This is a genomic window from Sphingobacterium sp. CZ-UAM (assembly GCF_002000245.1).
GTDB lineage: Bacteria > Bacteroidota > Bacteroidia > Sphingobacteriales > Sphingobacteriaceae > Sphingobacterium.
Window position 1 is genome coordinate 2,124,437 of record NZ_MTCM01000001.1, and the last position, 22,229, is coordinate 2,146,665.

General features: G+C 41.2%; 20 protein-coding genes. 9 read left to right on the forward strand and 11 right to left on the reverse strand.

What is annotated here, in order from left to right; translation table 11 throughout:
* Positions 1-117: 117 nt before the first annotated feature.
* From BWD42_RS09020 to BWD42_RS09045, 6 genes are all read right to left on the reverse strand, one after another.
* The gene (locus tag BWD42_RS09020) at positions 118-1,701 is read right to left on the reverse strand and encodes an MDR family MFS transporter (RefSeq protein WP_077435172.1); all 1,584 of its coding nucleotides are present in this window, start codon (positions 1,699-1,701) and stop codon (positions 118-120) included.
* A gap of 2 nt (positions 1,702-1,703) precedes the next feature.
* Complete coding sequence (locus BWD42_RS09025; RefSeq protein ID WP_077435174.1) at positions 1,704-2,807, reverse strand: HlyD family secretion protein; 1,104 nt, start codon at positions 2,805-2,807, stop codon at positions 1,704-1,706.
* 14 nt (positions 2,808-2,821) lie between these two features.
* Positions 2,822-4,132 carry a TolC family protein gene (locus tag BWD42_RS09030; protein ID WP_077435176.1) on the reverse strand — a complete coding sequence of 437 codons (1,311 nt, stop codon included), beginning with the start codon at positions 4,130-4,132 and terminating at the stop codon, positions 2,822-2,824.
* Complete coding sequence (locus BWD42_RS09035) at positions 4,122-4,739, reverse strand: TetR/AcrR family transcriptional regulator (RefSeq protein ID WP_077435178.1); 618 nt, start codon at positions 4,737-4,739, stop codon at positions 4,122-4,124. Before BWD42_RS09035 ends, BWD42_RS09030 begins: the two co-directional genes overlap by 11 nt.
* A gap of 474 nt (positions 4,740-5,213) precedes the next feature.
* Positions 5,214-5,597: a DoxX family protein gene (locus BWD42_RS09040; RefSeq protein WP_077435180.1), complete on the reverse strand. Its 384-nt coding sequence runs from the start codon at positions 5,595-5,597 to the stop codon at positions 5,214-5,216.
* A 43-nt stretch (positions 5,598-5,640) separates the two neighbouring features.
* Entirely contained in the window at positions 5,641-5,973 is a 333-nt protein-coding gene (locus BWD42_RS09045) for a VOC family protein (RefSeq protein WP_077435182.1), read from the reverse strand.
* Positions 5,974-6,186: 213 nt separating this feature from the next.
* Here BWD42_RS09045 and BWD42_RS09050 point away from each other — a divergent pair, with 213 nt between their 5' ends.
* Positions 6,187-7,245, forward strand: a complete 1,059-nt coding sequence (locus BWD42_RS09050) for a tetratricopeptide repeat protein (protein WP_139351079.1) — start codon at positions 6,187-6,189, stop codon at positions 7,243-7,245.
* Positions 7,246-7,266: 21 nt separating this feature from the next.
* Here BWD42_RS09050 and holA read toward each other — a convergent pair whose 3' ends face one another.
* Positions 7,267-8,274: a DNA polymerase III subunit delta gene (gene holA / locus BWD42_RS09055; protein WP_077435186.1), complete on the reverse strand. Its 1,008-nt coding sequence runs from the start codon at positions 8,272-8,274 to the stop codon at positions 7,267-7,269.
* A gap of 188 nt (positions 8,275-8,462) precedes the next feature.
* Here holA and BWD42_RS09060 point away from each other — a divergent pair, with 188 nt between their 5' ends.
* The 8 genes from BWD42_RS09060 (at position 8,463) to BWD42_RS09095 (ending at position 18,679) form a co-directional block, all read left to right on the forward strand.
* Complete coding sequence (locus BWD42_RS09060) at positions 8,463-8,924, forward strand: type I restriction enzyme HsdR N-terminal domain-containing protein (protein WP_077435188.1); 462 nt, start codon at positions 8,463-8,465, stop codon at positions 8,922-8,924.
* 167 nt (positions 8,925-9,091) lie between these two features.
* Positions 9,092-9,793, forward strand: a complete 702-nt coding sequence (clpP, locus tag BWD42_RS09065; protein WP_077435190.1) for an ATP-dependent Clp endopeptidase proteolytic subunit ClpP — start codon at positions 9,092-9,094, stop codon at positions 9,791-9,793.
* A gap of 2 nt (positions 9,794-9,795) precedes the next feature.
* Entirely contained in the window at positions 9,796-11,046 is a 1,251-nt protein-coding gene (clpX, locus tag BWD42_RS09070; RefSeq protein ID WP_077435192.1) for an ATP-dependent Clp protease ATP-binding subunit ClpX, read from the forward strand.
* 239 nt (positions 11,047-11,285) lie between these two features.
* Positions 11,286-12,110, forward strand: coding sequence for an AMP nucleosidase (locus tag BWD42_RS09075; protein WP_077435194.1), 825 nt, complete (start codon positions 11,286-11,288; stop codon positions 12,108-12,110).
* 480 nt (positions 12,111-12,590) lie between these two features.
* Complete coding sequence (locus BWD42_RS09080) at positions 12,591-13,754, forward strand: efflux RND transporter periplasmic adaptor subunit (protein ID WP_254846199.1); 1,164 nt, start codon at positions 12,591-12,593, stop codon at positions 13,752-13,754.
* Positions 13,755-13,824: 70 nt separating this feature from the next.
* Positions 13,825-16,977 carry an efflux RND transporter permease subunit gene (locus tag BWD42_RS09085; RefSeq protein ID WP_077435198.1) on the forward strand — a complete coding sequence of 1,051 codons (3,153 nt, stop codon included), beginning with the start codon at positions 13,825-13,827 and terminating at the stop codon, positions 16,975-16,977.
* A complete protein-coding gene (locus BWD42_RS09090) occupies positions 16,974-18,440 on the forward strand; it encodes an efflux transporter outer membrane subunit (RefSeq protein WP_077435200.1) in 1,467 nt (488 codons plus the stop codon). The genes BWD42_RS09085 and BWD42_RS09090 overlap by 4 nt, the downstream gene beginning before the upstream one ends.
* A 26-nt stretch (positions 18,441-18,466) precedes the next feature.
* Positions 18,467-18,679 (forward strand): DUF6965 family protein, encoded by a 213-nt coding sequence (locus BWD42_RS09095; protein ID WP_077435202.1) that lies wholly within the window; start codon positions 18,467-18,469, stop codon positions 18,677-18,679.
* A 149-nt stretch (positions 18,680-18,828) separates the two neighbouring features.
* Here the strand turns inward: BWD42_RS09095 and BWD42_RS09100 are convergent, their stop codons facing one another.
* From BWD42_RS09100 to BWD42_RS09115, 4 genes are all read right to left on the reverse strand, one after another.
* On the reverse strand, positions 18,829-19,197 hold the full coding sequence (locus BWD42_RS09100) for a response regulator (RefSeq protein ID WP_077435204.1): 369 nt from the start codon (positions 19,195-19,197) through the stop codon (positions 18,829-18,831).
* A gap of 252 nt (positions 19,198-19,449) precedes the next feature.
* Positions 19,450-19,653 (reverse strand): YwbE family protein, encoded by a 204-nt coding sequence (locus tag BWD42_RS09105; RefSeq protein WP_077435206.1) that lies wholly within the window; start codon positions 19,651-19,653, stop codon positions 19,450-19,452.
* A gap of 66 nt (positions 19,654-19,719) precedes the next feature.
* Positions 19,720-21,045 carry an RIP metalloprotease RseP gene (rseP, locus tag BWD42_RS09110; RefSeq protein ID WP_077435208.1) on the reverse strand — a complete coding sequence of 442 codons (1,326 nt, stop codon included), beginning with the start codon at positions 21,043-21,045 and terminating at the stop codon, positions 19,720-19,722.
* A 15-nt stretch (positions 21,046-21,060) separates the two neighbouring features.
* Positions 21,061-22,218 (reverse strand): 1-deoxy-D-xylulose-5-phosphate reductoisomerase, encoded by a 1,158-nt coding sequence (locus BWD42_RS09115; protein ID WP_077435210.1) that lies wholly within the window; start codon positions 22,216-22,218, stop codon positions 21,061-21,063.
* Positions 22,219-22,229 lie beyond the last annotated feature (11 nt).

Sequence of the window (22,229 nt, forward strand, 5' to 3'; positions counted from 1 at the left end):
AGTTTGCAAGCTGATGCGTTAAAAAATAAAAGCCCTCAAAAAGTAAAATCCTTTTTTTGAGGGCTAATTAATTATTATATCATTTTCTGGGCTAAAAGGCTCCAGTCCATGCGACCGCTAGTGCACGCTTGACATATCCACCTTGGTCTTACCCTGTTTGATCATTAGCACAAAAGGCACACATATCAAAAATGCAATTCCCAAATAGAGAAATACATCCATATAAGACAATACGGTTGCCTGTTTCATGACCGTCATATCCAGTATCTGGTGCGCTTTGGCCAATGCTTCATTTGGAGCAAATCCTTTTGACTGAAAACTCATTTGCAGCTGTTGCAAACGTTGTTGTACCTCGAACTTGCTGGGATCCAGATTAGCAACTAGGTCAACCCGATGCTTTTGAGAGTCACGTGCAATAAATGTTGTGATCAACGCGATACCGAATGAACCACCCAACTGGCGCATCATACCTGTAAATGCCGCCCCCTCGCCGATCGACTTACCGTGAAGAGTAGATAGCGATAAGGTCATTACTGGCACAAATAGCAGCCCCAAGCCTACCCCACGGAGGATAAGTGGCCAAAACATGTGTTCCGAACCCGTATCATTTGTCATCAGGCTGTACATCCAGAAACAAAAGCCGAAGAAAATGCTCAAACCCACCGCAACCATATATTTCTGCGGAACACCATTCTGGATCATTTTACCAATAAAAGGCATCATGATCCCGGTCATGATTGAGCTTGGTAGCAACAAGAGACCAGCATCTGTTGCTGTCCATCCCAATATGGATTGTGTATAGATCGGAATAATAAAAGTCGATCCAAACAGACCAAATCCAAGGATAAAACTCATCACAACCCCAACCTGTAGATTTTTATCACGCAATACCCTCAGGTTCACGATAGGTTTTTCATAAACCATCTCTCGCCAGATGAAGAACAATAAGCCAAATACAGACAAAATCGATAATCCTAAAATTAATGGATCATCAAACCAGTCATCCTGTTGGCCATGTTCCAGCACAAACTGAAGTGAGCCGATAAACATAATCAAAAAGATCATCCCGAACCAATCCACCTCTTTTGCTGATTGTTTCTGGCTATATTTCGGACTACGTACAAACGACAAAGTCAGCAACGTAGCAATAATTCCCAAGGGCACATTGATATAAAAAATATAAGGCCAGGAGAAGTTATCTATGATATACCCCCCTAAGGGCGGCCCCAATGTCGGGCCAATGATCACCCCCATACCGTAGATCGCCTGTGCCATACTACGTTTTTCTTTGGGATAGCTTTCTGTGATGATGGTCTGAGCAGTCACCAACAAGGCGCCACCGCCCATTCCTTGGAGAAAGCGAAATGCGACAAGCTCCCAGATATTGGTCGCGTTACCACACAAAAATGAAGATACGGTAAATATGATAATTGATGCCGCAAAGTAATTACGTCGACCAAACTGTTGGGACAACCAACTCGTCATCGGAATCACTATCACGTTAGCGATTGCATAAGCGGTAATAACCCAGGCCACGTCTGTCAATGTTGCCCCCAACGACCCTTTCATATCATTTAAGGCCACATTCACGATCGTGGTGTCCACGATTTCCAGCAGGGCACAGAGCACTGCTGTAATCGTGATGACCACGCGTCGAAAACCATATTCAACCAGACTATCCTGTTGATTTAAATTTTCCATAGTTATTGAACATGCACATCTACGTCAGCATTCATGCCCGGTCTGAGCAGAGCCACATTTTCAGCTTTATTATCTTTTGTTAATTTGATTTTTACCGGCAGACGTTGTACCGTCTTCACAAAGTTGCCCGTGGCATTATCCGGAGGCAACAGAGAGAAACGAGAACCGGTAGCCGGCGAAAATGAATTGACTTCACCTTCAAATTCGATATTTGGATATGCATCCACTTTAATACCCACCTTTTGTCCCGGTTTCATTTTTTGCAATTGGGTCTCCTTAAAGTTCGCTACTACCCATGTTTCTATATTATCAACAATGTAAAATAAAGACTGTCCTGGGTTGATCATCTGCCCTGGCTGTACTTTGATATTCGATACCTGACCATCTACCGAAGCTAATACTGCGGTATAAGATAGATTCAATTTTGCCGCCTCTAATTGCGCTTTCGCTCTTTTTATATTCGCCTCAGCAACAGATGTTTGTTTAGAAGCCACTGTAGTCTTACTCACAATAGCATTACGTTGTGAAGCACTGGCATTACGTTGTTGTTGCAAGATCTCCACTTGTTTATCCGCCTCTAACTTCGCTGTTAAAGCCTGCTCATATTGCTGCTTCGTGATGGATTGATTGTTATATAAGTTTTGGTATCGGATATAATCGTTATTTGCCTGTTTTGCACGGATACGCGCCGCATCAATACTTCCTAAATTCGACTGTATCGTCGCGTCAGAGATTGCCACGTTTGCTGATGAAGCATATACATCCGCTTTAGAGACATCAAAGCTGCTTTCCGCAGCAGCCAATGCAGCTTCGGCCTCATCCACACGCACCTGATAATCCTGGCTCTCGATCGTGAACAAGGTATCACCCTTTTTCACCAAATCGTTATCCTTAACATACACTTTAGAAATAAATCCCCCTACACGTGGAATAATCGGACTCATATTCTTCTCCACCTGCGCATCATCAGTAGTCTCATGCGCTTGACCATGCAGGTATTTATAACCACCGTAAGCCCCGCCAAAGATGACCAAAGCAGCTAGAATAATAGTAAATTTTTTATTTGTACCTTTTTTTTCAGGTGCGTTTTCAACTGTATTTTCCATGTCTAGATTAATTGCTATTTAATTTTTAACGACCCATTTGCTAACAATAGGTCATAGTATTTTTCAATTGTATTTGCTTTGCTTATTGCCAGATTGATTTTGCTCTGAAGCTGTTGTACATCAGCTGTCAATAAATCGTCCGTGTCGGCAATACCATTATCATATTTATCTTTTGTAATACGATAATTTTCAACGGCTTGATCTACCGCCTGATGGTACACCACATCCTGTTTTTGGGCCAGCATATAGTTTTCATTTGCCTGTTGCACCTGCACTTTTACCCGGTCATTGAGCAGTTCCAAATTCTCATCAATTTCCTTGATCCGGTTTTTGACGACATTGACCTCCCTCTTGTTTTTATACAAAGAACCAATATCATAGGATACCCCAATACCCACCATTGCTGCATTCGTTACCGTCACCACCTTCTGCAATCCAAAAGCATTGTAACCTGCCGTTGCCGCAATCGTTGGCAATGTCGAAGATCTGGTGACTTTCAATTGATCTTCGGCAACTTTACGTTGGGAAGCCAGCGATTTTAGATCCGATCGCTCCGTCTTTGCTGTGTCATAAGAAGCCTTCAATCCAAGGTCAATTCCAGTAACCTCAGCCAGATTAATCTGATCCAATTGCGTATCCTCCGCAATCTTTAGCAAATTGGCCAATTGATAATTCAGCACCTTAATATTCTTCTGTGCCTCCTGGAGCGACACTTGATAATTAGACAGTTGTAATTCCGCTTTAAGCAGATCATTTCTTGCGATCAACCCATTTTCTAACATCGCTTTAAAGTCCGAAACACGTTGCTCAGACTGTTTGATGTTTTCCGTAATCAACAAATTGGTTTGCTGCGCTTTATACAAATTCAGATAAAGTGCTATCGCACGTGAGGCCAATTGTTCTTTGCTTGCTACAGCGTTCCATTGTTCGGCTTGTAGCGCATCTTTTGCTATTGCTATTCCTCCTTTGATCTTACCTCCAGTATAAATAGGCATGCTGACAGATGCCTGCCCCAACCACAGTTGATTTGCTGCAATATCCGGAGCCGAACCTCCTCCACCAAGTGCTAACTTCAGATCCACATTCGGTGTAGTCATCGCCATATATTGCCCGCTCAATTTTGCATCCGGAAGCTGTTTCGATTTCGCACTTTCGACCTCTAGCTGTCTTCCCAATACTTTGGTATCGGCAGTTTTCGCTTCCACACTTTGGTTTGCAGCCATGTGAATTATTTCTTCCAAGCTCAGGTGTTTGTTTTCTTGTGCCAACAAACCCAAAGGACTCAAAAGCAATAAAGCACTTAAATTGGCCAACTTATTTTTCATATGTCAATAAAGCTTTAATTGTTTTCTGTATAAATTCTGTTAACGTTGTTTCTATATATTGGCCATAGCCATCGTCATCGGCTATACCTAGTTGCTCCTGTAAAAAGACCTGATTCATCTGAAAATTCATGAAAGTTCCCATCATCATCGAATGAATTAATATAGGATCATTACCTGTCTTAAAGACCCCTTCTGCAATACCACTGTTGATGATAGAAGCGATGACCTCCAGGTTATGTATTTTTAATTTTTTGAAGGCTTCAGATATTAACATCCGTTGTTTTAAAGTACTTTCTATCGCAATAACCCGATAGAGCTTGCGATGTGAGTTCATCGATTTGACATACCTATCAACCATTACATCGACTTTATCAAGTGCACTTCCTACCAAAGAAAGCTCATCCACATTGATCATAAAATCTGGAACACGCCATTCAAAAAAGGTGTCCAGCAACTTATCTTTCGATCCAAAATAATAGTTGATCATGGCCACATTGACATTTGCCTCCTGCGCTATATCACGCACCGAAGTCCCGTCAAACCCTTTTGTTGCAAAAAGTCGCTCAGCGGCAAGGAGGATATCTATTTGCTTCTCGTTAAATTCCATTTATAACCCAATCTTTTTATAGATAATTGCATCCTACTTTCTCAAAAATGAGATCATCATTTGTTAAATGCGGAGCAAAGTTAAACAAACGTTTAATTTAAACAAGTGTTTAATTATTGAATTAATGTAAAAAATACACCGAAATCTGGGTAAAACCATCAATAACAACATTTAACAAACTATTTTACAGTGAATTAATATTTCAAAAAATAAAATCCGTTTATTGTAATTTCAAATGGAGTACAAATCGTATAGTTTCACATCTACTAAAATGAAAGTGGGGTATCCGAATTGTCGAAAGCCATGCTCTGGCCATAAGTTGCTGGAGAATCTTGCCGAGTTTAAGATTTGTTTGTATATCGCTCCTGGGTGAAGCGACAGAAAATATGAGTATAAAAAGCACATATTCGATCCACAGCCACCTATAATGTTTGGGCGAACAGTATAGGCGACTGATAAGGGAGACCAATGATTCTATAAAAACTTTTTCTCAGCAGGCCTAAAATACCAAGACACTGCAATAAGAACCAAATAAAGCAGCCCCGGGGCGAGCAAGCCAGCGGAATCTCCCACCATAGCATGTGAATAGAGCGCGCCCGTTACCGTAAAGAAAATACCAGCATACGCCCATTCTTTCAAAAGCGGTCTCTTTGGTGACAACAGCGCTACCACTGCCAAAATTTTCCATACACCGAGCAGCGTAAGTATATAATCCGGATAGCCCAGATGGCCCACATTTTGCACTCCTCCTGCTCCCTCAGTTTTTACCCTAAAGATTTGTATAATGGCCGTAGATACCAGCCCCAAGGACAACCATACCGTTGCAATCCAATAAATTATTTTATCCCTCTTTTTCATTATTATGTTTTTTTCGTTTACGATTGGTGGTGTATTGCCTTATTCAGATTTGAATAAGACCAATAATATTGTTGTTGCTGTCTTTCACACTCGCTACCAATTTTCCGCCACCGACATCAATTATATCCCGTATTATTTTGGCTCCCGCATCGACAAGAACCTCCAGACTGCTATTAATATTATCCACATGAAAAAAAGCAGTTAAACCCTCTTCCGGATTATTCGGCACCAGACCGATATCCTGATTATCGACCTTAAAGCCGATATAATACGGACTATCCACATACGGCTCCATAGCCAATAATTTTGTGAATAATGCTTTCGATTGTGCCATGTCCTTCACGGGATAAAGCACTGTTTTGACTCCTTGATTCATTGCTATTCTATTTTTGCCTATTCTTTTGGATTTTCATGTAGCTACTTGACTACAAATATACATGTAGTTATTTAACTACAAAATATTTTTTAATCTTTTTTGACTGATGTAGATTATAATAGCTTTTATTCGATGTGCCGATTCAGCTTATCAAAAGATTGGAACAACAATTGTATACAGTTGAGTCAATATTAAACTTTAAAAGTATTGCCATTGAAAACTTATTTCTTTATCCTATTTATGGGCCTTTCGTTGCTTTCGGCAGCTCAACCCAGACACATACAAATACTAGATATTCTTTCAGCAGACAATTTCACAAAACATTTTAATACAGATACAGTACAGTTACGCCAAATAAACACGAGTAAAACGCCTGCTGGAGTGTTTGTTGTTTACGAAAAAGCGGATACACTTAATTTCAAGCATGAATTTTATAAGAGCTTTGACGGCCCAGGTTACACTAAAGTCGGATTGGCCTTTTATGCGCGAAAAGGGAATGACTATCAGCTGTCTTTTCATAATGATAACGCTTTCTATTGTGCGTCATGCAATAATATGCGTGATTATAGTGTAAGTGCCAGTAGCGATACGGTGAACATATCAATTTCCTGGGGACCGAACGATTTTGGTCAAAGTGAGGGTTATTATTTTGTCTATCGACCGGCTTTAAAACGCTGGCAATTGGTAGAAATACATCGGTCTGGCTCAGGTGATGAAGGTGAAAATCACAGCGAGTACAGAACTTATTCTAAAAACACCGAGGTGTACCTGGACGACTACGATGCAGAGTCACTACCCTACGATTCCACGGTGATCAGCAGTCAGGAGATCAGTCTGAGCTACAAGCCTGGGGACTACGGCAGACTGCTTCGCTCATTAAAAGAAATACCTGACAACAGCCTATTCTTGCTATCTAAAGTTTTTAGCAAAGACGACGCTAAGTATTTCATGGAAGCGGGTCTGGACGAAGGACAGCCTGACAATGCAAACCCTATTTATGGTAAAAATGTCCTTGCGGCCAATGAGATCGGTTATTTTCTGGAGCAGGCAAATCAGCTTGATGCAGCACAAGTTTTTTTAGATAAAATAATTGAGCGTTTTCCCGAGCGTGAGGTTGCCTATTTAAACCGTGGTGATGTATTTTTCAAAAAAGGGCAATCTTCTTACAAAAAAGCCGAAAAAGATTACCGCACCTATGTCGCACTAATGAATAAACGTGGTTTGCAGGCAAAAATTCCACAAAGAATAGTGAACTTTTTGTACACACCATAGTCTTTAGTGACTTTCTAACATTTAATTTAAAATCCTATAGACCATCTCCTTAAGGATCTCTTCACTATTGAAATTACTTGGTACATTGACTCCCTTTGACTTTAGATCCGTCTCCTTAAGGACATTCAAAACATCAAAGGTTTTCCGACGGTTGTAATTTCGGGCCGCCAGTTCATACTCTTTTAGGAAAAACGGATGCACTCCCAATTCTTTTGCAGCAACGGATTTATCAATAAGGTAATGGTATTTTAGTATTTTGGTGAAATAGGTTGCTACCTGTCCGACGACCATCACCAGCGGATTATTCTTTGGATTCGCCACAAAATAATCCACGATCTGATAGGCTTTCAAAGCATTACGTTTGGCCAAAGCTGTGTTGAGCTCAAATACATTGAAATCTTTTGAAATACCGATGTTACGTTCGACATCATCCATACTGATCTCCTGGCTTTTGGGCACATTGAGCATCAATTTATCCAGCTCATTGGATACTTTCGCCAGATCATTCCCAAGATAATCCGCGATCAGCGCTGCCGCCTGCGGATGGATACGCCAGCCTGCATCTTTTAAATACCCTCCTATCCAAGGGGCAACTTTATCATCATATAATTTAGCCGCATCGATTACCAGTCCGGCTTTTTCAAATACCTTATAAATCTTCTTCCGCTTATCGAATTTCCCGTGTTTATAGCAAAAAACCAAAATGCTTGTCGGTGTCAGATGTTCAAGGTATTTGGTCAATAGCTCCTCCGTGTCCGATTTCCACTTTAGTTCCTGCGCTTCCTTGACAATAATCACCTGATAATCACTCATCATTGGATAGCGTTTGGCTGCATTGACAATGTTAGCGATATCGATATCCTTTCCATAAAAAATAGATTGATCAAAGCCTTTCTGTGCATCATTAAGCACTGTGGATTCCAGAGCCTCCGCAATGGTATCAATAAAATAGCTTTCCTCCCCCTGCAGTAAATACACAGGCTTAAAAGATCTGTTCTTAATATCGGATAAGATCGGGTTTATATTCATATAGGCGAAATTACGATTTTACTGTTAAATCCCTAGCAGTCCAGTGCGGAGAATCCGACTTATTATCCGGCCTATTTCAATAAAAAGATCTAACCGACTGATTAAAAGAAGCCATTCAAAAAGTAAAAAACAACGGGGAGAATCGTCTGAATCTCCCTTTTTTTGCTAAATTTTTAGTATATTTGTGTATGTTTTCACCGACACCACTCAATTTGCCACCCTTCAAAGCGAAGATATCCAAAAAGAATAATGCGGTTTATATTTTTGATGAGTTGCGAAAGAAAGAACTGGTATTGACTCCGGAGGAATGGGTCAGACAACATTGGATAAATTATTTGGCATTGGTCAAGAATTATCCAAAGTCGCTGATGAATATTGAGGGTGGAATGAAACTAAACAGTCTCCAGCGACGGAGTGATTTACTGATTTATAATAGTGTGGGGAATAAAGTTGTTTTGGCCGAATTCAAAGCCCCTACTATCAAGATCACACAAAAAGTATTCGAACAGATTGCCAATTATAACACGGTGCATCGGATTCCATACTTGCTCGTGAGCAATGGCATAAATCATTATTATTGCAAAATCGACTTTGAGAACAAATCGTATCAATTTATAGAAGACCTTCCCAATTATAACGAAATCGGCTAAGGACTTCTAAGTGAAATGGATAACGTATAAGCCCTATTAGAAAACGCTTTTTTCTGAAAGCGACGATATGGAAAAAATGTAAAGTAGATGTAAAACATCTTTTCTCTTTATCTGATTTTTAAAATATAGTTTTATATTAGTCCTACAGAATAGAAAAAAACAAAAAGATGAATATAGATAAAAACGAATTCAGAAAATATGCCGTAAAGCATCACCGCATCGGAAGTCAGCATGTTGACAGTTTCATTGCCCGTACAGAGACCAGTATTCCGACCAATCTTACGCCATACATCGTCGAAGAGCGTCAATTGAACGTTGCACAGATGGATGTATTTTCACGTTTGATGATGGATCGTATTATATTTCTGGGAAGTGGTATCGATGATCAGGTCGCGAATATTATTCAGGCACAATTGTTGTTTTTACAGTCCACTGACGCTCAGCGTGACATCCAGATTTACATCAACTCACCGGGCGGAAGTGTATATGCCGGCTTAGGTATTTACGATACCATGCAGTATATCACCCCTGACGTAGCAACAATCTGTACCGGAATTGCGGCTTCGATGGGCGCTGTCCTACTTGTTGCTGGAGCGAAAGGCAAACGTGCAGCTTTGCGTCACTCACGGGTCATGATTCACCAACCATCTGGCGGTGCTCAAGGGGTTGCGGCAGATATGGAGATCAACTTACGTGAAATGATGAAATTAAAAGAAGAATTATATACCATTATTTCAGAACACTCCGGACAAACCTATGAGTGGGTAGAAAAATCTTCTGACCGTGACTACTGGATGCGTGCCAATGAGGCCAAAGAATTTGGTATGATTGACGAGATTTTACTTCCTAAGAAGGAGATTATTAAATAACGATGGCGAAGAATAACGATAGAGACATTCATTGTTCGTTTTGTGGAATAAGCAAAAATGAAGCTCAGATGCTCATTGCTGGAAATGGAGCGCACATCTGTGATAGATGTATCCAACAGGCAGGAGAAATCTTGGCAGAAGAATTAAAACAACGGAAAAGCAAGACATTACAGACCGCATTAAAATTAATACGTCCCCAAGAGATCAAAACACACTTGGATCAGTATGTAATTGGACAGGATGATGCGAAGAAAGTAATCTCAGTAGCCGTTTATAATCACTATAAACGTTTGAATCAAAAAGTGGATAAAGATGAAATTGAAATCGAAAAATCCAATTTGATTATCGTTGGTGAGACGGGTACCGGTAAAACATTGTTAGCAAAAACTGTTGCCAAAATATTGAACGTTCCTTTCTGTATCGTTGATGCTACGGTACTGACCGAGGCCGGATATGTGGGAGAAGACGTGGAGAGTATTTTAACACGTCTGCTTCAAGCAGCAGATTATGATGTTGCTTCAGCAGAACGCGGTATCATCTATATTGATGAAATTGATAAGATCGCGCGCAAAAGCGACAATCCTTCTATCACTCGAGATGTCTCAGGTGAAGGTGTTCAACAGGCGTTATTAAAGATTTTAGAAGGTACGGTGGTCAACGTGCCACCTCAAGGTGGCCGTAAGCATCCGGATCAGAAAATGATCGCTGTTAATACCAGCAACATTCTATTTATCTGTGGTGGTGCATTCGACGGAATCCAAAAGAAAATTGCAAACCGTCTGCGCACACAAACCGTAGGTTATAAGATGAATGAAGACGAAGAGGAAATCGACTTGAACAATCTATACAAGTATATCACACCTCAGGATCTTAAAAACTTTGGATTGATTCCAGAGTTAATTGGCCGTCTTCCAGTCCTGACCTATTTAAATCCACTGGATAAGGAAACATTGTTAAGTATTTTGACAGAACCAAAAAATGCGTTGGTCAAACAATACAAAAAATTATTTGAGTATGAGGGCGTCGAATTGAAATTTGATCCCGAAGTATACACATTTATTGTAGATAAAGCTGACGAATTTAAACTTGGAGCAAGGGGCTTACGTAGTATATGCGAGGCGATCATGCTGGACGCCATGTTTGAAATGCCGTCTACGAAAGAGCAAACGGGACAAAAAAGCTTGGAAATCACCTTGGACTATGCGAAGAAAAAATTCGAAAAATCCGATCTGAAAAAGCTCAAAGTCGCTTAAAAAAATCCCGTTCGCTGAACGGGATTTTTTTTTACCCCTTATGTTCGGACTGTTCCGCCTTGCCGCTAGGTCGCCTGACGGTTACTATCCAACAGCACATTTTGGAAAGAATTTAACGGATAAAAGCGCTTAAAGCATAATAAAAAAAGAATTAAAAATCTTATATTACAATAATAACATAGCCATAATGGAATGTTGACAGACAGATAAGAGATTCGTGAAATTAAAATTAAATGACTATGACAAAGAAAAGTACAAAAAATACAGTAAATAGCCCGATAACACCAGGTTTAAAAACCAAAGAAGAAATCGTGAACAACTGGCTTCCACGTTATACCGGAAGACCATTGGAAGAGTTTGGGGAATATATCTTATTGACAAATTTCTCAAAATATATTCACCTATTTTCAGAAATGCATGACAATGCTCCTATCTACGGCGAAGATAAACCAATGCAATCTGTGACTGCCGGCGGTATCACCATTATCAACTTTGGTATGGGCAGTCCAATGGCTGCGACAGTGATGGATCTCCTATCTGCAATCAGCCCAAAAGCAGTCCTTTTTTTGGGCAAAACTGGCGGGATTAAGAAAAAGATTCCTATTGGGGAACTGATCCTCCCGATTGCAGCTATCCGTGGCGAAGGAACATCAAATGATTACTTTCCACCGGAAGTACCTTCGCTACCGGCATTTGCGATGCAGAAGGCTATATCCACAACAATACGCGACCATCAACGGGATTATTGGACAGGGACAGTCTACACGACCAATAGAAGGGTTTGGGAACATGATAAAGCATTCAAAAAGTATCTGAAGTCAATCCGGGCCATGTGTGTTGATATGGAGACAGCGACCATATTCAGTGTCGGTTTTGCCAACAAGATTCCAACGGGAGCCCTACTGTTGGTTTCCGACCAACCTATGGTCCCTGAAGGCGTAAAAACATCTGTAAGTGATGTCACCGTTACGGCGAAATATGTAGAAGCGCATATCAGTATTGGCATTGATGCACTGAAACAACTTATTAATAATGGCCTGACCGTAAAGCATCTTAAATTTTAAGAATTGCCCTACAAAGCTAAAAATAAGCTACAGTAACGGCTGCGATATTAGACATGCCCCAAGACTTAAACACTTTTGGGGCATGTCTATTTATATTTATCAAGCCTATTTCTTCCACCCTCATTGAATTTTACCTACTCCTGTTTATTGAATTTAATAAAATGCCCTTATCCTCTTTCACCCCAATTAGCAATGATTTTTAAATCTTTCCCCCTTATTTTGCTCCAGTCAAATCATCGAAAACACCCTTTTCAGCTTTATGTTTCGTCTCAGACATTGATTGTATCGATTGATTTTATACAAACTGAAAACCAGTCACTTAAAACCAATACACGGCATACTTGATTATTAGCTGAACCATTATTAACTATAAATTGAAACGTTAACAAATGTTAATTTGTACAATAATTAAACGATTTGGCGTTTTAACTTGTAATAGTATTATTACAAGCACATACATCAAAAATTTAATCAAGCATTGTGAAGAAAAAAACATTATCTATTTTCAGCGTATCCTTATTGATTTGTTCAGTCTTAGCCACCCAGGTAAGTTGTTCTTCAAGTTCTTCCAAAGAAAATAATACCAATGAAAAACCAGTAGCCCTGCCCGTTTACACGGTTGTAAAATCCGATGCCACTACAATCAAGGACTACCTGGGTACCATCGAAGGGAAAGTCAATGTGGAAGTACGCCCCCAGGTTGAGGGTCTACTGCACGAAATCTATGTTGATGAAGGTTCCTTTGTACAAAAAGGACAGAAGTTATTCAAAGTCGATCCTTCTACCTATCAGGAAAATTTAAACAACATGGTCGCCACCGAACAGGTTGCGCGGGCAAAACTTAAAAATGCACAATTGGAAGTAGACCGTTTGAAACCTTTGGTTCAAAATGACGTCATTTCCGATGTAAAACTGGCTTCAGCCAAATCCGACTATCAGGTAGCAAAGGCAACTCTGGATCAGGCCATTGCCGCCGTACGTTCTGCGCAGATCAGTAAAGATTTTACGATCATCACAGCACCGGTAAGCGGTTATATCGGGCGTATTCCCAAACGCATCGGAAATTTAGTTTCCAAAGGTGACAAAGAGCCTCTCACCTATCTTTCCGATATACAGGAAGTCTATGTTTATTTCTCAATGAATGAATCTGATTTTCTCTACTTCTCAAAAGCACAAGCAAAAAAAGACAGTATTGAAGGTAAAAAGTACAACCAAAATCAAAAACTGGTATTTCCTCAGGTCACACTGGTTCTCGCTGATGGCGAAGAATATGCAAAGAAAGGTATTGTGGACGCTGTCAATGGGCAGATCAACCGGACCACGGGGGCAATTTCACTACGAGCAACGTTCCAAAACCAAGACAATATCTTACGTTCTGGGAGTAGCGGTACACTGAAAATTGCTGAAGTAAAAAAAGATGTACTACAGATTCCACAGATTGCCATCAATGAATTGCAGGACAAAACCTTTGTCTATATATTGGATCAAAACAATAAAGCACAACGCCGCAATATCCAGCTTTCAGGCAAAAGCAAAGGCAATTATATTGTAAACTCAGGTCTCAAAGAAAATGATCGTATCATTACCAGCGGATTTGACAAGCTAACTGACGGTTCAGCTGTAACCCCTATTCCACAGAAATAATTATCGCACATTTTGACATTGCTTTGGGGCTTTTTTAGCTCCGTCGGAGCCATGTCTAAAATTCTATTATATGTTAAAAACCTTTATAAATAGGCCCGTTCTAGCCACGGTCATTTCTATTATTTTAGTCATATTGGGCTTGGTGGGATTAAAGCTGCTCCCTGTATCCCGATTTCCGGAAATAGCACCGCCAAGTGTTCTCGTATCCCTGAGTTACCCTGGAGCAAATGCAGAGACGGTAGCAAAAAGCGTTTTATTACCTATTGAGGAAGCCATCAATGGTGTCGAAGATATGACCTATATCAAATCATCTGCTTCCAACTCCGGCTCGGGCAGAGTATCTGTCTATTTCAAAACGGGAACAAATCCGGACATTGCTTCGGTCAATGTGCAGACCCGTATTTCCAAAGCGATCAGTTCGATTCCTGCTGAGGTAAACGAAGCTGGGATTACCGTTATGCCTCGCCAAACAGGGGTGATTATGACCATCAATCTATATTCAGATCATCAAGATAAGGCTTATGATGAAACCTTTTTACAGGCATACGCCCAGATCAATCTGATGCGTCCCCTCTTACGCGTAGACGGTGTCGCTCAGGTATCCCGGCTCGGAGCGAGGGATTATGCCATGCGGCTCTGGCTGAATCCTGAAAAGCTGGCCCTTTATAATCTGGTTCCCCAGGATATCATGACTGCCATCAAAGATCAAAACTTTGAGATCGCACCGGGTAAATTTGGAGAAACGTCTGACGAAGCATTTGAAACAGTTATTCGGCACAAAGGACGTTTTACTACACCCGAAGAATTTCAGAGTATCGTCATCAAGACAAACAATGATGGTTCGGTGCTCTACCTCAAAGATGTTGCCCGTGTAGAATTTGGTGCTACAAATCTCAGTAGCGACAATAAGGTCAATGGTCATCCCGGACTGACGCTTAATCTGACTCAAACCAGCGGTTCCAATGCCCACGATATTGATATCGCTGTCCGAAAAGTACTCGAAGAACAGGCCAAGACATTCCCAAAAGGATTGCATTATGAAGTTACCTATTCTGTTCGTGATCAAATTGATGAATCTATTAATCAGGTTGAACACACTCTTTTCGAAGCGTTTATTTTAGTCTTTATCATTGTTTTTATCTTCCTACAGGACTTTAGGTCGACGCTGATTCCAGCGATTGCTATCCCCGTTTCTTTGATAGGAACTTTCTTTTTTCTGCAGCTCTTTGGATTCTCGCTCAATGTATTGACTATGTTTGCCCTGGTATTGGCCATTGGTATCGTTGTCGATGACGCTATTGTTGTTGTGGAGGCCATTCATGAGAAGATGCACAGTACGGGGTTAAAACCGAAAGCAGCAACATTGTCCACTATGTCGGAAATTACCGGTGCCATACTTTCCATTACCATGGTCATGGCCGCGGTATTTTTACCCGTAGGTTTTATGGAAGGTCCAGCCGGGATCTTTTACCGGCAATTTGCGTACACCCTGGCAACAGCAATATTAATTTCAGCACTGAACGCGTTGACATTGAGTCCTGCGTTATGTGCGTTATTGCTAAAAGCTCCCAAGCATCAAAAAGAAGAAGAAAACAAATCGAGAATATTGCAATTTAAGGATCGTTTCTTTAAAGCCTTCAATACTTCCTTTGACCGCCTCACTGCGCGATATGTCAGGGTAGTCCAACTATTGATCAATCATAAAAAGATTGCCTGGATAAGCTTGGTACTGATTACTGCTATCGGCGTCATTTTAATGATCAAAACACCGAAGAGCTTTATCCCTACAGAGGATGACGGTTTTATCACCTATAACATTGCACTTCCTCCAGGGGCCTCATTAAGCCGCACGACAGAGGTACTCCGTAGCACCGACAGTCTATTAAAAAAAAGAAAAGATATCGAGGGCATGACCACGGTTTCCGGTTTCAATGCATTGGATGGGAGTTCAAGCCCTGCCTTTGCAGCAGGCTATATCACACTTAAACCCCATGCCAAGCGTAAGCACATCAAAAATATCAATGCTTTTATGGATACGATCCGGAATGATCTCGCTCAGATAAATGAGGCCACATTTACGGTATTTCCAAGACCTACGGTACAGGGATTTGGTGATTTTGCCGGTATTGAGATGGTCCTCCAAGATCGCATGGGTGGCGACGTGCGGGACTTTAATACCATTGCTGATACTTTCATCAGCCAGCTGAATACCCGTCCGGAAATCCGCAGCGCCTATACAAGTTTTAAATCCAATTTTCCCCAATACGAAGTGAACATTGATGCCGTCAAGGCAAAATCACTCGGTGTTGAGATCAAAGACTTGATGTCAACAATACGCTCCTATTTTGCGCGGGTCCAAGCCAGCGACTTTAATCGTTTTGGCCGCCAATACCGCGTGTACGTACAATCCGATTTCGATTTTCGTAAAGATCCTGAATCTTTCAATTCGATTTTTGTGCGGAACAACAAAGGTGAGATGGTGCCCATCAATACTATTTTGACACTGGAAAAAACTGTCGGACCGGAAACCATTACCCGTTACAACTTATACAATGCCATTTCAGTCAATATTACACCAGCAGAAGGTTATAGTACCGATGATGCTATGCAGGCCATCCAAAAACTAGCGGATGAAAAGCTCCCCGGAAACTATGGCTTTGAATGGACGGGCATGAGTTATGAAGAGAGCCAGTCCGGATCACAGACCATTCTGATCTTTGTATTGAGTATCCTGTTTGTATACTTTTTACTCGCTGCACAATACGAAAGTTACATCCTACCCTGGGCTGTTCTATTATCTATTCCTGTGGGTCTGATCGGTGTTTTTTCGGTGATCAATCTTGTTGGTTTACAGAACAATATTTATGTCCAGGTGGGATTGATTATGCTGATCGGTCTCCTTGCTAAAAACGCGATCCTTATCGTTGAGTTCGCTGTACAGGAACGCAAGAATGGAAAATCCATTGTTGAAGCAGCCATCAGCGGTTCAAAGCTCAGGTTAAGACCAATCCTGATGACAAGTCTCGCTTTTGTTGCGGGCCTTGTTCCACTGATGTGGACAGTTGGTCCCTCAGCCATTGGCAACCATTCCATCAGCTTCAGCGCTGCAGGCGGCATGCTGCTGGGCGTTGCCTTTGGTATCTTTATTATTCCGGTACTCTTTGTTGTCTTCAAAGGGCTGGACGAAAAATTACAGGATAAAATCGCTAAAGAAGAAGAATGAAGAACATAAAAAAATACATTTCAGCACTAAGTGTGGCTATGGGGCTACTGGTTTTGATGAATGCCTGTAAAATCGGCAAAGATTATGTTCAGCCCAAACTAAAACTTCCCACGACTTTCCGGGGTGACTCCTTAGATTATTTTGGAGACACCTCCAGTATGGGATTGATTCACTGGAAATCGTTCTTTCATGATCCCACGCTAAAGGTACTGATTGATTCCGCACTGGCCAATAATTTTGAAATGAAGACGGCGCTGCTGAACCTACAGATCTCAAACCGAGTCCTGGCACAAAATAAATCCAATTATCTGCCTAGCGTCAGTGCGACCATAGCCAATGGAAACCGTACCTGGCGATCGAAAGAGTTTGGAAGCGGTCCATTGTCAAAGTACTATGAGCACAAGGAATCAAAAGCACCGGAAAACATGTTTGTGTATCAATCTCAATTTGGCTCTGACATCAGTTTCAGCTGGGAGATCGATATCTGGAAAAAAATTAGCAGTAAACAGGAACAGCTTCTGGCGGAGTACTTAGATACTCAGGAAGCCAAAAATGCGATCCAGACCAATATTATCACATCTGTTGCCAAAGGCTATTTCAATCTGCTGATGTTAGATGCGAAAATTGAAGTCGCCAAACGCAATGTCCAATTGAACGATAGCACATTAAGAATGATTAAGCTGCAATACAATGCAGGTGAAATTACAGCGCTAGCCATTCAGCAGACAGAGTCCCAGCGCCTATTAGCCGCCTCGCTCGTACCCGAATTGGAAAAACAGATTGTCATTCAAGAGAATGCACTTCAAACCCTAACAGGAAGACTTCCGGACAGTATTAAACGAGGCACTTCGTACGAACATCTTTTTGCGGAGAGTAAGGATATATCGCTCGGTTCGCCTATTGAAATCATACGCAATCGACCGGACATCCGCTCCGCCGAGTTTCAGTTGATGGCCGCCAACGCCAGCGCCAATATACAGCAGGCGATGCGCTACCCCGCCCTCAATATCGGTGGTGTACTGGGTGTAAATTCCATGCTTCCCCGTAATTGGTTTAACATCCCCGGTGCATTATTAGGCGGCATCACGGGCAACCTGACAACACCAATTTTCAAGAACAAAACATTGAAAACACAATATGAAGTTGCCAAACTTGAACGGGACAAAGCCGAAATCCAGCTTCAACAGAAAGTGGTTGAAGCTGTAGCCGAGGTCTCCAATGCCGTAGTAACGGTAGACAAACAGCGGGAACAGCTTGAGCTGGCCAGAAAACGGGTGGATAACGCCCATCTGGCGGTAAAGAATGCAAACTTACTCTTTAAAAGTGGCTATGCGACCTATCTGGAAGTTATTACGGCACAAAGCAACGCCCTGGATAGTGATCTGGATCTGGTCGAGCTGCGCCAACAGCATCTGGATGGATTTGTTGATCTCTACCGTTCTTTAGGGGGCGGTTGGAGATAATGAATTAAAAACACTATTTTTGTTGTATGACGCCAGAAGAATTAAAACACTATTTTCAGTCCAGGGACTTACCCAAATCATTGGAAATACAACAAGATATGCAAGTGTTTGATGTGGAAAGATTTATCAGCACCAGTTTTATCCATGTTGGCTTATGGAAAAAAGATCTGAGTAAATGCCCTGCTTGGGTCAGGCTTTTAAAATTTAAGGAAGCACTGGAAAATAATGAAAAAGTCTAACAAATTGTTAGGCTTTTTTTGTGAATGTTTTTGGTGGCTTTTATATTCATTAAGGTATATGAGCTCCTTATGTCCAATCTATCGATCATAGAGAATCTCCAAGTCAACTTTAATCTCCGTGCATTTATGGGCGGATCAAGTTTTTAAGCTTAGCAAATTTGCTGTAACAAAGCAGACATATCTTCCTTGGAGAAAATCTGCTCTACGCCTCCAGCCAACATTTCGATCCGTTCGCTTTCGTCACTACTTGAGGTCAGACCAAATATACGAATAGAAGGAAATTTGTCCCTGACAATCTTTGCAGTCTCAATACCGTTCAGGATCGGCATGTGCAAGTCCAATATGCACACTTCAGGCAACGTTTTAGGATGTTCAATTAAATAATTGATCAGATCTCGCCCATTAGAGGCACAATAAACCAAATCCAATGAATGGGATTGGGCCATAGCCTTCATCATCACATGATGAATCATCGCATCATCTGCGTAGACAATCTTACATTTACTTTTGGTATCCATTCGAAAAAGAGATCATTCAGCTAATTATTACAATAAAATTCTATAAATATGTAATAAAATAAAAAATATGGAAATAAGTTAACAATAATTATGTTCCTATGCAAATCTTATTTCAAAATACACATCACGACACAACGATCTTATTCAATTCAAATTGAATAACAATAACTTCATTGGGGAGCTATAGTTCATTAGCTAAAATAGCTGAACAATTAGGAGTAAGGAAAGATTTAATTTAACGCTAAAGCGTCATTAAAAGTCATCTTCTATAATTTCAGCCACTCGTCCTACTTGACCATCAGTCAGCCTTACTTTTATTCCTCTTGAATGATAAGGTGAGGATGTCAGTAAATCCTTTACAATACCTTCAGTAAGATTCCCTGTTCGCTGGTCTTTTTTTAGAATGATATTTACCAACATTCCGGGCTTTACATCCGCTCTATTTCTTCCGTCCATGGTCAAATTTAAGAAATAAAAAAGGAGTTTTCCAAAAGAAAACTCCCCTATTTTTTGTTGGATAAGCTATTTGAACAACTTAAAAATATCGTTACCAAATATAAACACCATCAGTCCCAAAAGGATAAAGAATCCGACCATTTGTGCTTTTTCGAGAAATTTTTCACTCAGCGGCTTCCCTTGGATCATTTCGATCAGTAAGAATACAACGTGACCGCCATCCAGTGCCGGAATAGGTAGTAAATTCATAAATGCAAGAGCCATTGAAAGCATACCAACCAAAGACCAGAACCGAATCCAATCCACTTCAGTACCGAATAAGGTGGCAATACCGATAGGACCAGATAGGGCTTTATCAGCACGTACCTCCCCTTTGAATATTTTACCGAATCCTTTTGCATTATCCGTGATTACCGTAAATGCTTTTTTGGCACCTATTGGGAAAGCCTCCATAAGTGTATAATTCGTTGTAAACGATTTAATGGAATAATCGTGATTGATACCAATCCCTAACATAGCATCCGCAGGTACATTACCCTTTAGGGCAACCTCTGTTCCTGCACGGATTACTTTGATGACAACAGCTTTATTGGCATTTGCTTTAATCAATGTTCTGAATTGATCAAAGAAAGGTACCTGAATATCATTTACTGCCACGATACTATCCCCTTTCGCGAAGCCCATTTTGCTGGCTACGGATCCAGCAGCTACTTGCGCCACGCTTGTTGTTTTCACGCGGGGTTCAATGAATTTTTCTCCTTTTTTATCAGACAAGGTATTCAATAAATCCGCTGGTACTTTGATTTCTTTTGTTGCGCCATCCCGTTCTACCGTAAGGGCCACACCGCCCATCAGGACTTTAGAACCAAGCAACTCCGAGTAGTTTTCAACCCGGTGCCCATCTATTGCGATCACTTTATCACCCGCTTTAAGACCGATAGATTCACCAATAGAGCCCGGTACGATACCGTTTACCAGTTGATCCATTTTGACATCGGTATTCCCCATTTTAAAGGTCAGCATCCAAAAGACAAGGATACCCACGATGATATTGACGATAATACCACCTAGCATCACGATCAGACGTTGCCAGGCTGGTTTTGAGCGGAACTCCCAAGGTTGTGGCTCTCCTTTCAGCTGTTCGGTGTCCATTGACTCATCGATCATACCGGCAATTTTCACATAGCCACCCAGCGGTAACCAGCCGATACCATACTCACAACCTTTATAGTTGAATTTAAATAATTTCACTCCCCATGCATCAAAGAACAAATAGAATTTCTCCACTTTAATTCCAAATGCACGTGCTGCTAAAAAATGTCCTAGCTCATGTAGAACAATTAAAATTGACAAGCCTAAAATCACTTGTCCGACCATAATTAAAACACCCATGTATGCTTTCTATATTTAATCTTTGATTATTTCTTTTGTTATTAACCTTGCCAGCCGATCCGTCTCCAGATAGTCCTCCAGTGTCGGACTGGCGATAAATTCCACCTTTTCCAGTGTATGCTCAATGAGATCACTCATCTCCAGGAAGCCAACTTTATCCGCAAGAAAAGCAGCCACCACCACTTCATTTGCAGCATTCAATATACAGGATTTATTTCCACCGGCCCGAAGCGTTTCGTAAGCCAAGGCTAGGTTGCGAAAAGTCTCCATATCTGCCTTTTCAAAATGGAGCGTTGGATAATCCATAAAATTGAACCGTTCAAAATTATTTTCAAATCGGGCGGGATAGGTCAACGCATATTGAATAGGCAGCTTCATATCCGGCAGCCCCATTTGTGCTTTCATAGATCCATCTTCAAATTGAACCAGGGAATGTACGATCGACTGCGGGTGTACAATGACATCCACCTGATCGATCGCTAGATCAAAGAGCCATTTCGCTTCGATCACCTCTAGTCCTTTGTTCATTAAAGAAGCGGAATCTATCGTAATTTTGGCACCCATAGACCAATTGGGATGTTTTAGCGCCTGCGCTTTCGTTACCTGCAGCAGTTCCTCCCTTTTTCTTCCACGAAAAGGCCCTCCAGAAGCCGTCACATAAATTTTCTCGATTGGATTCTGATCCTCTCCGACCAGACATTGAAAGATTGCCGAATGTTCAGAGTCTACGGGCAACATGTTGACACCGTATTCCCTGACCAAGGCCATAATGAGTTCACCGGCAACCACCAGGGTTTCCTTATTTGCCAGGGCAATATCTTTTCCGGATTGAATAGCCATGACCGTAGGTTTTAAGCCTGCGGAGCCCACAATTGCGTTTAAGACAATATCGATTTCAGCGTACTGCACCGCTTCAATCAAGCCCTCTTCCCCATATAATACCGTCGTGCGCTGAAGCGCCAAGGCTTCTTTAACTATTTTATATTGGATCGGATCGGTCACAACGACCGATTTTGGTTTAAACTCTAACGCTTGTTTGATCAGTAAGTCACCATTGCTACCGCATGTCAGAACAACAGCTTCAAACTTATCCGGAAAGGCTCTAATAACATCCAAGGCCTGTGTACCAACACTGCCCGTTGCCCCTAAAATGGCAATTCCTTTTTTACTCAAAACCTTCTCTC